The organism is Lelliottia jeotgali (assembly GCF_977070485.1).
In genome coordinates this window covers 17700-30774 of the sequence record NZ_CDRVFO010000002.1, presented here as the reverse complement: position 1 = coordinate 30774, position 13075 = coordinate 17700, and the positions used below count along the sequence as shown (strand labels likewise).

General features: G+C 61.7%; 11 protein-coding genes, 1 tRNA gene and 1 pseudogene. 2 read left to right on the top strand and 11 right to left on the bottom strand.

The annotated features are described in order from the left end of the window. Positions 1 to 35 precede the first annotated feature (35 nt). From mhpE to ACW4TB_RS02580, 6 genes are read right to left on the bottom strand one after another with little or no spacing between them, the layout of a single operon-like run. Complete coding sequence (gene mhpE / locus ACW4TB_RS02605; protein ID WP_012313875.1) at positions 36 to 1049, bottom strand: 4-hydroxy-2-oxovalerate aldolase; 1014 nt, start codon at positions 1047 to 1049, stop codon at positions 36 to 38. Further along, positions 1046 to 1978, bottom strand: coding sequence for an acetaldehyde dehydrogenase (acetylating) (locus tag ACW4TB_RS02600; RefSeq protein ID WP_012313874.1), 933 nt, complete (start codon positions 1976 to 1978; stop codon positions 1046 to 1048). Before ACW4TB_RS02600 ends, mhpE begins: the two co-directional genes overlap by 4 nt. 11 nt (positions 1979 to 1989) lie before the next feature. Continuing rightward, positions 1990 to 2778, bottom strand: a complete 789-nt coding sequence (gene mhpD, locus ACW4TB_RS02595; RefSeq protein ID WP_455842894.1) for a 2-keto-4-pentenoate hydratase — start codon at positions 2776 to 2778, stop codon at positions 1990 to 1992. Positions 2779 to 2799: 21 nt separating this feature from the next. Next, positions 2800 to 3663 (bottom strand): alpha/beta fold hydrolase, encoded by an 864-nt coding sequence (locus ACW4TB_RS02590; RefSeq protein ID WP_279928699.1) that lies wholly within the window; start codon positions 3661 to 3663, stop codon positions 2800 to 2802. Positions 3664 to 3682: 19 nt separating this feature from the next. Then, a complete protein-coding gene (gene mhpB, locus ACW4TB_RS02585) occupies positions 3683 to 4627 on the bottom strand; it encodes a 3-carboxyethylcatechol 2,3-dioxygenase (RefSeq protein WP_012313871.1) in 945 nt (314 codons plus the stop codon). A 1-nt stretch (position 4628) separates the two neighbouring features. After that, positions 4629 to 6296, bottom strand: coding sequence for a bifunctional 3-(3-hydroxy-phenyl)propionate/3-hydroxycinnamic acid hydroxylase (locus tag ACW4TB_RS02580; RefSeq protein ID WP_012313870.1), 1668 nt, complete (start codon positions 6294 to 6296; stop codon positions 4629 to 4631). A 326-nt stretch (positions 6297 to 6622) separates the two neighbouring features. Here ACW4TB_RS02580 and ACW4TB_RS02575 point away from each other — a divergent pair, with 326 nt between their 5' ends. Continuing rightward, the gene (locus ACW4TB_RS02575; RefSeq protein ID WP_012313869.1) at positions 6623 to 7444 is read left to right on the top strand and encodes a DNA-binding transcriptional regulator; all 822 of its coding nucleotides are present in this window, start codon (positions 6623 to 6625) and stop codon (positions 7442 to 7444) included. Between the two features lie 220 nt (positions 7445 to 7664). Here the strand turns inward: ACW4TB_RS02575 and ACW4TB_RS02570 are convergent. Beyond that, positions 7665 to 9088, bottom strand: a pseudogene (locus tag ACW4TB_RS02570) (IS1182 family transposase). Positions 9089 to 9333: 245 nt separating this feature from the next. Here ACW4TB_RS02570 and ACW4TB_RS02565 point away from each other — a divergent pair. Next, positions 9334 to 9627: an integrative conjugative element protein, RAQPRD family gene (locus ACW4TB_RS02565; RefSeq protein WP_042111338.1), complete on the top strand. Its 294-nt coding sequence runs from the start codon at positions 9334 to 9336 to the stop codon at positions 9625 to 9627. 218 nt (positions 9628 to 9845) lie between these two features. Here the strand turns inward: ACW4TB_RS02565 and ACW4TB_RS02560 are convergent. The 4 genes from ACW4TB_RS02560 to pheT all read right to left on the bottom strand — a co-directional run bounded on the left by ACW4TB_RS02560 (position 9846) and on the right by pheT (position 13046). After that, a tRNA-Pro gene (locus ACW4TB_RS02560) sits at positions 9846 to 9922 on the bottom strand. Positions 9923 to 10020: 98 nt separating this feature from the next. Next, on the bottom strand, positions 10021 to 10377 hold the full coding sequence (locus tag ACW4TB_RS02555; RefSeq protein ID WP_008100384.1) for a MerR family transcriptional regulator: 357 nt from the start codon (positions 10375 to 10377) through the stop codon (positions 10021 to 10023). Next, positions 10358 to 10660, bottom strand: coding sequence for an integration host factor subunit alpha (gene ihfA / locus ACW4TB_RS02550; RefSeq protein ID WP_003250679.1), 303 nt, complete (start codon positions 10658 to 10660; stop codon positions 10358 to 10360). The genes ACW4TB_RS02555 and ihfA overlap by 20 nt, the downstream gene beginning before the upstream one ends. A 4-nt stretch (positions 10661 to 10664) precedes the next feature. After that, positions 10665 to 13046, bottom strand: a complete 2382-nt coding sequence (pheT, locus tag ACW4TB_RS02545; protein ID WP_012313867.1) for a phenylalanine--tRNA ligase subunit beta — start codon at positions 13044 to 13046, stop codon at positions 10665 to 10667. Positions 13047 to 13075 lie beyond the last annotated feature (29 nt).

The following is a 13075-nucleotide window of genomic DNA, read 5'->3' as shown; positions in this document are numbered from 1 at the left end:
CGATGGGGAGCCGGCATGAGCCGGCTCACGGTAGTTCAACGGCGAGCGAGCAGGTCCAGTGCTACGTCGACGATCATGTCTTCCTGGCCACCGACCATGCGTCGTTTGCCCAGCTCGACAAGAATGTCCACCGCCTTGATGCCATAGCGGGCAGCGGCCATCTCGGAATGGCGCAGGAAGCTCGAGTAGACCCCGGCATAACCCAGCGCCAGGGTTTCGCGGTCCACCCGCACCGGCCGGTCCTGCAGCGGACGGACCAGGTCGTCGGCGGCATCCATCAGCGCGTATAGGTCGGTGCCGTGGTTCCAGCCGAGCTTGTCGGCGGCGGCGATGAACACTTCCAACGGAGCGTTGCCGGCACCGGCGCCCATACCGGCGAGGCTGGCGTCGATGCGGTCGCAGCCCTCCTCCACCGCGGCGATGGAGTTGGCCACCCCCAGGCTGAGGTTGTGGTGCGCATGGATACCGGTCTCGGTGTCCGCCTTCAGCACCGCCTTCACGGTGCGGAATCGCGCTCGGATATCTTCCATGTTCATCGCGCCACCCGAGTCCACCACGTAGATGCAGGTGGCGCCGTAGCTCTCCATCAGCTTGGCCTGCTGCGCCAGCCCTTCAGGCGTCTGCATGTGGCTCATCATCAGGAAGCCCACGGTGTCCATGCCCAGCTCGCGGGCATACTCGATGTGCTGGCGCGAAACGTCCGCTTCGGTGCAATGGGTGGCCACGCGCACGATGCGGGCACCGGCGTCGTAGGCGTTCTTCAGATCATGGATAGTGCCGATCCCTGGCAGCAGCAGCGTGGCGATCTTGGCGTGGCTGACCGCGTCGGCGGCTGCTTCGATCCATTCGAGGTCGGTGTGGGCACCAAAGCCGTAGTTGAAGCTCGAACCCTGCAGGCCATCGCCGTGGGCGACTTCGATGGAGTCGACCTTGGCCCGATCCAGGGCGGTGGCGATGGCCCGCACGTCATCCAGCGAATACTGGTGGCGGATGGCGTGCATGCCATCGCGCAGGGTCACGTCGGAGATGTAGAGTTTCTTGCCGTTCATGCCAGGGGCCCCATTGCTTGCGCCATACGCTCGGCGGTGGCCAGCGCGGCTGAGGTCATGATGTCGAGATTACCGGCGTAGGCCGGCAGGTAATGGGCTGCGCCTTCGACTTCGAGGAACACGGAGGTCTTGAGGCCGGTGAAGGTCCCCTGCCCCGGCAAAGTGAGGTTGTGCACTTGTTCGAACTGCACCTGCTGCTTGAGGCGGTAGCCCGGCACGTAGGCCTGCACCGAGGCAGCCATTTCCTCGATGCTTGCCGCGATCTGCTTTTGGTCGGCGGTCTCGCTCAGCACGTACACCGTGTCGCGCATCATCAGCGGCGGCTCGGCGGGGTTCATGATGATGATCGCCTTGCCCTTGGTCGCGCCGCCGATCACTTCGATGGCTTTGCTGGTGGTCTCGGTGAATTCGTCAATGTTGGCCCGGGTACCGGGGCCGGCGGACTTGCTGGCGATCGAGGCGACGATCTCGGCGTAGTGCACCTTGGCCACGCGCGACACCGCCGCGACCATGGGGATGGTGGCCTGGCCACCGCAGGTGACCATGTTGACGTTGATCGCCTGCAGGTGCTGTTCGAGGTTGACCACAGGCACGCAGTACGGACCGATGGCCGCCGGGGTCAGGTCGATCATGCGCAGGCTGGCCTTGTGCTGGCGCAGGAAAGCGTCGTTCTTCACATGGGCACCAGCGCTGGTGGCGTCGAAGACGAAATCGATGTCCTGAAACACCGGTAGGCGGGTCAGGCCGTCTACGCCATCAGCGGTGGTGGCCACGCCCATACGGGCGGCGCGGGCCAGCCCGTCGGAAGCCTGGTCGATACCGACCATCGCGGCCATTTCCAGGTGCTTGGCGTTGCGTAGGATCTTGATCATCAGGTCGGTGCCGATGTTACCGGAGCCGATGATGGCGACTTTGCGTTTCTGGCTCATGGAGGTCTCCGTCACTCGCCGCTGAAGGTCGCGCCGACGCGGCCAAGGCCGTCGATCTCGGCTTCGAAATGGTCGCCCGGCGCCACCGCCACCATCGGCCCGAGGGCGCCGGTGAGGATGATGTCGCCAGCACGCAGCGGCTCGCCCAGGCTCGCCATGGTGCGGGCCAGCCACACGGCGGCGTTGAGCGGATGACCGAGGCATTCGGCGCCAGTGCCGCTGGACACCAGCTCGCCGTTGCGGGTCATGCGCATGCCCGCGCTACGCAGGTCGAGGTCTTGCAGTTGGCGGGCCGGGCCGCCAAGCACGAAGCAGCCACTGGAGGCGTTGTCAGCCACGGTGTCGGCGAAACGGATATTCCAGCCCTGCACGCGGCTCCCGACGATTTCCAGCGCCGGCAACACATGGCCAGTGGCGGCGATCACGTCGGCGAAAGTGGTCTGTGCGCTGGGCAGGTCGTGGGCCAGCACTAGGGCGATCTCGGCCTCGATCTTCGGCTGCATGACGCTGGCGTACGGCACGCTTTCGTTGTCGCCATAGCACATGTCGGCGAACAGGCTGCCGAAGTCCGGCTGGTCCACGCCCAGCTGGGCCTGTACCTTGGGATTGGTCAGGCCAATCTTGCGGCCCACCAGGCGACGCCCGTCAGCCAGGGCATGGGCAACGTTCAAGCGCTGGATGGCGTAGGCCGCCTCGGCATTTTCCGCGCCGATGACGTCCCGCAGCGGGGCAATGGCCTCACCCTGTTGCTGGGCACGGCGCAGGTCGGCAGCCAGGCGCTCGAGGGTTTGCGAATCGATGGTCATGGGATGTACCTCAAATCAGTGCTGGAGGAAGTCCAGTACCAGGCGGTTGAAGGTGTCGGCGTGCTCCCACTGCGCCCAGTGGCCGCAGTTGTTGAACACGTGCAGTTCGGAATTGGCGATACCGGCAATCAGGCGCAGGCCGACATCCATGGGCACGAAGCGGTCGTTGCGGCCCCAGATCACCAAGGTCTTGGCCTTGATTTCGGCCAGACGCGCGCTGAAGTCGGGGAACTGTTTGGGGTTGGCGGCCAGGCTGGCAACGAAGTTTTCAAGGTGGTCGCGGCGGCTGAGCATGTTGTCCAGGCGGGTCTGGAACAGCGCCTCAGTGAGGTCGCTCGGGTCGTAGACGAAGACGTTCATCATCTTCTTCAGGTTGTCGATGGTCGGCTCGCGGTACAGACCGTTGATCAGTTTGATGCCTTCGGTGGGCATCGGCACGAAGGGGCTGGCGCCGCCGGTGCCCCCGCCCATCAGTACCAGATTGCCGACCCGTTCGGGGTAGCCCAGGGTGAAGGCCACGGCACTGTGCCCACCCATGGAATTGCCAAGGATGTGCACGCGCTCAAGGCCGAGAACGTCGAGCAAGCCCTTGAGCGCGGTGGCATTGAGGTCCGAGCGCGAGCCGCGGCAGACAATCGGGTCACTCTTGCTCCAACCCGGGCAGTCCATCAGCACCACACGGTAGCCGGCGGTCAACAACGGTTCGATGTTGCGGTTGAAGTTGGCCCAACCGCTGGCACCTGGACCGGACCCGTGCAGCATGACCACGGTCTCGGCGCCTTCGCCCAGGTCGTTGTAGTGCACTTGCAGGTCCAGCTCGCCTTCGCGGATGTGGGCGAAACGGCTGCTTGCAGCTTCGCTGATGGCAATGCGGGTCATGATGGGAGTTCTCCGTTCATCAGGTAATGGAATGGGCACTGAGCGAACCGAAACCGGCGATCCACTCGGGAATCGGCCGGTAGTAGCGCTCACGGGCCTGGTAGTCGCCGAATGCAGCGAGCGCGGCGAAGGCCGCCACCCAGGTCTTGACCTCGTGGGTTGATTTGCCGGCCAGGGTCGACAGCTCGGCATTGCCCATGCCATCGAGCTCACCGAAGCGCTGTTGTTCGAGCAGGTCGAGGAAGTGGTTGTCCCAGGCTGGGTTGAGCGGGTGTAGGCTGTGCTGGTCACGCACGAAGCCCTCGGCGGCGCTGATTACCCGTTGCTGGCGGGCTTCGCGTTCGTTGGCCGGCAGGTCGCGGCCGCTGCCCATTAGCCGGTCGGCCATGCGCGCATCTACATGGGCCAGCTCCGGCACCGGCGGCTGGTGCGACAGGCCACCAGAGCCCAGGAACAGCACGCGTTTTCCAGTGCCCTGGGCGAAACTACCGATGGCTTCGCCGAGCAGCCGGGCGCGAGCGAAGCTTGGCAGCGGCACAGCCACGCTGTTGATGAATACCGGGATCACCGGCTTTTCCGCCAGGCCACCGAGCAGAAACTCCAGCGGCTGGGCAAAACCATGGTCGACCTGCATGCGGTAGGACACGGCCACGTCCACTCCGGCTTCCAACACCGCAGCGGCACAGGCCTCGGCCAGCTCACGGGGCACGTCGAGCGGTCCGGCGGCGCTCTGAAAATCGCCGATGGCGGTAGCTCCCATGCCGATGCAAAAGGCCGGCATGACGTCATAGAAGAAGCCGTTGTAATGGTCCGGGGCAAACAGCACCACCAGCTCGGGGTCGAATGCAGCGATGCGTGCGCGGGCGGCTCCGATCACTTCGTCGACCTCGGCCAGCACGGCTTGCGGCGGGTCGACATAGCCGACCAACGGGGTATGGGACAGGCAGTGCAGGTAGGCGCTCATCTCACGCCACCTTCGATGCCAGAGACGCCTGAGCGCTTGGCTGTGGCTGGGCAGCCAAGGCGCGCAGCAGGGTATCGCTGGCCTGACCGATGGTTTGCGGGATGGCCACCGCGCCGACGAAGCGGTCCGGGCGCAGCAGTGCGATGGATACCGGGTAGAGACCGAACCATTGCTTCAGGCGGCCCGTGCAGTCCCCCACGCGAATCACCCCATCTCGCACTTTGCGACCGGCCTTGAGTTGCACGTCCGGCACAACCTGCATGAAGCAGGCCCCGAGCGCACGCCAGGCTTGCTCCTGGTCGGCGCTCAGACCCCAGAGCGGATCGCTGCCCCAGGCAATGAAGGCGAAGTTGCTGCCGATGACGTCATCAAGCAGGCGGATTTCGCCCGATTCGGTGACCACTTTGGGCTGGATGAACATGCGCCCGACTGCTGTCGTCTTGCTGTCCTCGGCGCCGACCAGCGCCCCCTTCGTATACTGGGGCATGGGTTTGAAGCGCATTTCCAGGAAGTAGCGCTTGACCGCCGGGAGGTAGTTTAGCGCCCAGGAAATTCCGTCGCGCAGCGCGCCCTGCCAGCGTTTGGGCGGCGCCAATACATGGCCGGCCAGCACCGACAGGTCGATCATTGCCTTGGCATGGTCGCGGCGCTCCTGCTCATAGGTGTCGAGCAGCGCTTCGCCGGCCAGGCCCTTGACCACCAGGGCCAGCTTCCAGCTCAGGTTGCTGGCGTCACGCATGCCGCTGTTGTAACCCTGGCCCTGCCAGACCGGCATGATGTGCGCGGCATCGCCGGCCAGCAGCACCCGCTTATCCCGGAAGCGGCCGGCCAGGCGGGCATTGTGGGTGTACACGCGTTTGCGGATAAGATCGACGCGGTCCGGATCGGGTAGCACCTTGGCCAGCAGCTTGCGCAGGTTCTCCGGCTTGCCCAGCTCCTGCTCGGTCTCACCCGGCATCACCATGAACTCGAAGCGCCGTACACCATGGGGGAGCGCCGCCGATACGTAAGGGCGTACCGGGTCGCAGCACAAGTACACATTGGGGGTGCCCAGCGGGTCGTTGGCGATATCGATGACGATCCACTGGTTGGGGGCGGTCTTGCCCTCGAAAGAGATTTCCAGGGTACGACGGATCAGGCTGTTGCCGCCGTCACAAGCCACCAGGTACCGCGCCCGCACAGTTTCCTGACGACCGTCCGGAGCAGTCATCTGCAGGCTCACGCCTTCGTCGTCCTGCTGGAACTGCACCACATCGCGGGAGAACAGCGTGCGCACATGGGCGAAGCGTTCCAGACCACGGTGCAGCACCGCATCGACCTGCGGTTGGATGAACGCATTGCGGCGCGACCAACCGAACTCGTCGGTAGTCGGCTGGATATCGGCAAAGCAACGGCCCTTGGGCGTGAGAAAGCGCATGGCGTGCCACGGCGTGGTGTGTGGCAACACCTGCTCGACCAGGCCGATGGCCTGCACGGTGCGCAGCGACTCGTCATCGATGCCGATGGCGCGCGGGTAGTCGATCAGCTGGTCGAGCTTCTCGATCTGGAGCACCTGTACGCCAGCCTGGCCGAGATAGTTGGCGATGGCCAGCCCCACGGGCCCGGCACCGATGATCACCACGTCTGCGGTGTAATCGGCCTGAATGTGATCTGGATGCGGCTTATTCATTGTTGTAATCCTCGACACTGCCCTCGGCGGCCCGGAAGGTTTCCAGGCAAGCCGCGACCGTCCTCGCGCTGACAGGCGCAAGGGGGATGACTGGGCGTTTTGACTGGTACGGGTCTAGCGGAATGTCGCTACGCTTCGCAGGGCAAAGACGCAGGCAATGAATGCAGGTAAAAATGGCGAGTGCAGGCAGGCATAGCGCATGGTGTGTTCCCCTGTCAGGGTGTTTGTAGTTGTTGCGGCGAGTATAGGAATGGCACCGATTGCCCTACAATGAAAAACAGTCCCGCCGAGCACTTAGTGCACATCATTGTTTTTTATGGATTTTTGTGAATAGAGACCGAGATTCCGATTACAAGACCGTGCGTGGCCTAAGCCGCGGCCTGGCCCTGCTCAACGCCTTGAACCGTCTGGATGGGGGCGCCAGCCCAACGCGCCTTGCCGAGCTCACTGGCTTGCACCGCACGACCGTTCGGCGCCTGCTCGAAACTTTGCAGGACGAGGGCTACGTGCGCCGCAGTGAATCCGACGATAGCTTCCGCCTGGCATTGAAGGTCCGTGAACTGAGCGAGGGTTTTCGCGACGAACAGTGGATTTCCGCCATCGCCGCCCCCCTGCTTGGCGACCTCCTGCAGCAGGTGGTCTGGCCGACTGACATATGCACCCTGGAAGTCGACGAGATGGTGGTCCGCGAAACCACCCACCGCTTCAGCCGCCTGTCGTTCCACCGCTCCATGGTCGGGCGTCGCTTGCCGTTGCTGCAGACCGCCACGGGGCTGGCGTACCTGGCATTCTGTGATGAAGCGCAGCGTGAGCAGATCCTGGCACTGCTAGCCAGCAGAGACGAACCTGAGTACCGCCTGGCGCGTGATCGCTTGGCGCTGGATAACATCCTGCGCAAAGCGCGCCATCGGGGCTGTGGCGAGAACTACATGGGCTGGAACCAGGAAGCCAACATCGCGTCCATTGCAGTCCCTTTGTACGACGATACCCAGCGACTGCTGGGCTGTGTAAGCCTCATATACATTGCAAAGGCAATGAGTATCCAGCAGGCAGTCGATCGCTATCTGCCAGCCCTGCAGACATTCGCTCAACAAGTTCGGCAAAACCTAACTCGTGAATCGCTTGCGGGGTCTGTAAGCCCTCAATAGACGCTTTTGGCCGATTTCTGCCCGTTGCCACCGACAGCTTCGGGTCCAGGCTGTGTGAAAACGCAGTAAATACATCGATAATTCAGAGTCGAGCTGACTGCCTGTGGAATCAGCACGCGAGAGCGCGAATAGCCTCACCCAGCGAAAAAGACGTTTGCAGCGCTATATGGGCCGCGTCAGCGGCCCATATAGCTGTTTGCGGGCCAGCAAACAGCGGGGTTTACGCCCTGATCGCCTCAAGTAACCCTGCGAGGCCGAAGATGCTCATCATTCGTTTGAGGTTGTAGGCGAGCACGTGAAGGCTCATTTCGGTGCTTACCCTCGGCAGGTTTTTGATCAGGAAGTGGGTACTTCCCATCCAGAATTTGAGCGTGCCAAAGGGATGCTCCACCGTCTGCCGGCGAACCTTCATCTTCCCCGGATCATGCTCCAATCGAATCTGCACTCCTTCGACTACGGCTTCATGCTCCCAGCGCTTTAATCGCCGCTCTTTACCGGTCGTACACTGCTTCTGCATCGAGCAGCTCACCAGTAGCAGTGCAGTAGCATGCCGTCTTCCACTGAGGAATGCCGGCGCGTCAGCAACTGACCCGCAGGGCATCGATATTCGTCCGAAGCAGCCATGTAGATGAAGTCCTGCTTGCCGAATCGGCCTTCCGCTTTGCTGCTCGATGTCAGTGGTTTAGGTACAAAGGTGGTGATGCCAGCTTGCTCGCAAGCAAGGATTTCCGAGCCTTTGTAATAGCCTCTATCAGCAACCACCGTCAGCGCCTCAGCACCGATTTCTTCCCGTGCCTGGTTAGCCATATTGCTCAGTTGCCCGCGATCATTACCAACGTTGGTGACCTCATGGGCAATGATCAGATGGTGTTTGTCGTCGACTGCTGTTTGTATGTTGTACCCAACTGTGCCGGAGCCTCGGCCGCTTGTGGCCATTGAACGGGCATCTGGATCGGTAAGTGAGATTTGCTGATCGGGACTGGCTTGAAGCTGCGCCTCGATGTCCTTGAGTTTTTGCATCTGCTGTTTCAGTTTTTCGACTTTGTCTTTCAACCGCTCAGTCTTGGCCTCGGCCACTTCCGGCGCTGCCCGATCCGCTGAATCCATTGCCGCTAGATAGCGGTTGATGCTCTGCTCGATCTGCTGCATGCGCGCCTTCACTTTGCCTTGAGTGAAATTGCGGTCGCGGTTATTCACGTCTTTGTATTTGCTGCCGTCGATGGCGATGATCGATTGGGAGAAGAGATTGAGGTTGCGGCAAAGTACAACGAACTGCCGGCAGACACTGCGAATGGCTTTACCATTGTCTCGGCGAAAGTCGGCAATCGTTTTGAAGTCAGGCGCCAATCGGCCTGTCAGCCACATCAGCTCGACATTACGCTCAGCCTCACGCTCAAGCCGGCGGCTGGACTGAATTCGGTTGAGATAGCCGTAGATGTAGATTTTTAGCAGCACTGCTGGATGGTAAGCCGGACGACCCGTTGCCGCAGGATCGACACCCTCGAACCCGAGTGTTCCAAGGTCGAGTTCATCGACAAAAACGTCGACTACCCGAACTGGGTTTTCTTCGGTGATGTAATCGTCCAGGCACTCCGGCAGCAACGTGACTTGCGTCCGAGACTCACCTTCAATGAATCGCTTCATGATCGTCCCCGCCGCGATCTCGACGATCAGAAGGTTAGACAATCGCAGGCGTTTTCACACAGCCTGGGTCGATTGCGGCCATTGGAAAGTAATACATAGCCGATCCAACACACATGCCCCAGTGGCTCACGACGCACTCACTGCAGTCTCCGGTTCTAAAGCGAAGGCTCAAAGATCCCTTTATTCCATGCCAAAGGCTGCCTGACTAGCCAAAGTGAATGCCAGTTACCCGGCTGGATTTCGCCATGAACACTTCAACTTCCGCCCTGTTGCTTACCTTTGTGGTGTCGCTCGGCGCCGCTGCTCAAGACACGCCGGAGCGCTCGGATCTCGGCCTGGTGCAGCAGCAAATCACCTCCATTGAACTGTTGGCAGACCGCGCAAGCACCGCCTCAGTCAGTACCGCTGAGCCTCGTTATCGCTTCGACTACCCGAGGTTCGCAGCGGACCTTGAACGTGTGCGCCAAGGCATCCAAAAATACCTGTCTCCTTCGCGTGCGCAGCCAGCCGATCTGGTCGAACTGACCGGTGATTCCTGAAAGGCCTACACCACCTGGTAACACCTGATTTTCACGCGAAACCCTGAGTAAGCACTTGGCTGAAGGTCAGACAATCTAAGAGGAACCAATAACAAGCCAACAAACTGAAGAGATTTCACGGTGGGGCAAAAAGTGGAGCAAAAATGAATTCACCGCAAAAAACCATAGCCATAAAAAAATCCAGTCACCGTTAAGTGACTGGATTCTTTGGAGTTTTTTGGTCGGGACGGAGTGATTCGAACACTCGACCCCTTGCACCCCATGCAAGTGCGCTACCGGGCTGCGCTACGCCCCGACTACATTCTCACAACCTCTGAGAACGATGAGAAATCTACCCTAACCTTTTGATAAATGAAAGCTTTTTTTCAAAAATTTCCATTCATCGGCTCAAGCTCACTTCTTCAAGACAACCAGCACATCCTCCAACTCAACAATCATCTGCCGAATCAGCTGCTTGTACTGGCTTGACTCATCCTTCACCTCATCACTGGAGAGCCGTAACCGCGCCCCGCCAATGGTGAACCCCTGGTCATAAAGCAGCGCGCGAATCTGGCGGATCATCAGCACGTCTTGGCGCTGGTAATACCGTCGATTGCCCCGCCGCTTCACAGGGTTGAGCTGAGGGAACTCCTGCTCCCAATACCGCAGCACGTGTGGCTTTACGGCACACAACTCGCTGACTTCACCAATGGTGAAGTAGCGTTTGCCCGGTATGGGGGGCAGTTCGTCGTTATGGCTTGGTTCCAGCATAGGCCTCAACCCGGGCCTTCAACTTCTGCCCTGGACGAAAGGTGACGACGCGCCGTGCAGTGATCGGGATCTCTTCCCCTGTTTTGGGGTTGCGGCCCGGCCGCTGGCGTTTGTCGCGAAGGTCGAAGTTGCCGAAACCGGACAACTTGACCTGCTCGTTCTCTTCAAGTGCGTGCCGAATTTCTTCAAAAAACAGCTCGACCAACTCCTTGGCCTCACGCTTGTTAAGCCCCAGCTCCTCGTACAGCCTTTCGGCCATCTCAGCTTTCGTCAGAGCACCCATGCCGTTATTTCCTTAACGTGGTGTTCAACCTTTGTTCAAGCGAGGTGAGGATGTTTTGCAGGGTAGTGTTCACCTCATCGTCGTTAAGAGTGCGCGATGGATGCTGCCAGGTCAAGCCGACGGCCAGGCTTTTTCTATCAGGATCAATACCTTTACCCTGGTAGACGTCAAACAGCCTGAGGTCTGTAAGCCATTCGCCTGCATTGTCACGAATTACTTCAAGCACGGCGCTGGCAGCCACGTCACGGCCGGCGATCAGGGCCAGGTCGCGACGGGTTTCCGGGAACTTGGAGAGTTCGCTGAATTTCGGCAGGCGACCTTCGACCACATCACCCAACACCAGCTCGAAGACGTACACCGGGCGGTCCAGACCCAGGGCCTTGGCAACTTCCGGGTGCAGGGCGCCGAGGTAGCCGACTTCCTTGCCGTCGCGCTGGATGAGAGCGGTCTGGCCTGGGTGCAGGGCGGGGTGTTTGCCGGCGGCGAAGGTGAAGTCGCTCAGGGCGCCCGAGTAGCCCAGCAGGGCTTCGACATCTGCTTTCACATCGAAGAAGTCGATGCTGTCACGGCCGTTGGCCCAGCCTTCTGGCAGGCGGCTGCCGGTGACGACGCCGGCGATCATGGGCTGCTGCTTCAGGTCACCCAGCTGGCCGACGAAGCGCAGGCCGCTTTCGAACAGGCGCACGCGGTCTTGCTGGCGGTTGAGGTTGTGCTGCATAGCTTTGACCAGGCCCGGCCACAGCGAGGCGCGCATGGCGGCCATGTCGCTGGAGATGGGGTTGGCCAGCAGCAGCGGCTCTACGCCTGGGGTGAACAGCTCGAACAGCTTCGGGTCGATGAAGCTGTAGGTGATGGCTTCCTGGTAGCCGCGGGCGACCAGCAGGCGGCGCAGGTTGGGCAGCTCACCGCGGGTTTCCGGGTTGGCCTTGGGTGCCAGGCGCGCTTGCGGGTAACGCACTGGCAGGCTGTTGTAGCCGTACAGGCGGGCCAGCTCTTCGATCAGGTCGACTTCCAGGCTGATGTCGAAGCGGTGGCTTGGCACCTTGACGGTCCACTCCCCTGCCCCGTTGGCCGTGGTGGTCAGCTCCAGGGCGTTGAGCATCTGCTCGACCTGGGCGGCCTGCAGCTCCATGCCGAGCATCTGGGTGATGCGTTCGGCGCGCAGGGTCACCGGAGCGACTTGCGGCAGGTGCTGTTCGCTGACGGCTTCGATGATGGGGCCGGCTTCGCCGCCGACAATCTCCAGCACCAGTGCGGTAGCGCGCTCCATGGCTTCGCGGGCCAGTTGCGAGTCGACGCCGCGCTCGTAGCGGTGCGAGGCGTCGGTGTGCAGGCCGTAGGAACGGGCCTTGCCAGCAACGGCGATCGGCTCGAAGAAGGCGCTTTCGAGGAACAGGTCGCGGGTTTTTTCGGTGTTGACGCCGCTGTGCTCGCCACCCATCACGCCGGCAATGGCCAGGGCGCGGGTGTGGTCGGCGATGACCAGGGTGTCGGCGCGCAGGGCGACTTCCTGGCCGTCGAGCAGCACGAGCTTCTCGCCCTCTTCGGCCATGCGTACGCGGATGCCACCGTTGATTTCGGCGAGGTCGAAGGCGTGCATCGGCTGGCCGAGTTCGAGCATCACGTAGTTGGTGATGTCGACGGCGGCGTCGATGCTACGCACGTCGCTGCGGCGCAGGCGTTCAACCATCCACAGCGGGGTGGGCTTGCTGAGGTCGACGTTGCGGATGACGCGGCCCAGGTAGCGTGGGCACACGGCCGGGGCGCTGACTTCGACCGGGCGCACTTCGTCGTGGGCAGCCGGAACGGCCGGCACCACCGGGCGGGTGACCGGGACGTTGTACAGGGCGCTGACGTCGCGGGCCAGGCCAGCCAGCGACAGGCAGTCACCGCGGTTGGGGGTCAGGCCGATTTCGATGCTGGCGTCGTCCAGGCTCAGGTACTGGCGAATGTCTTCGCCTACCGGAGCGTCGGCAGCCAGTTCGAGCAGGCCGTCGTTTTCTTCGCTGATCTGCAGCTCTGCTGCCGAGCACAGCATGCCGAACGACTCGACGCCGCGCAGCTTGGCCTTCTTGATCTTGAAGTCGCCCGGCAGTTCGGCGCCGATCATGGCGAACGGGATTTTGATGCCCGGGCGCGCGTTGGGGGCGCCGCAGACGACCTGGAAGGTTTCCTGGCCGTTGCTGACCTGGCAGACGCGCAGCTTGTCGGCGTCGGGGTGTTGTTCGGTGGCGAGGATTTCGCCCACGACGATGCCGCTGAACTGGCCGGCAGCGGGGGTTACGCTGTCGACTTCAAGGCCGGCCATGGACAGGCGGGCGACCAGTTCGTCACGGGAGACTTGCGGGTTTACCCAACCGCGCAGCCACTGTTCACTGAATTTCATGCTGTTCTCCTGAAAATTGCGTCGATTGG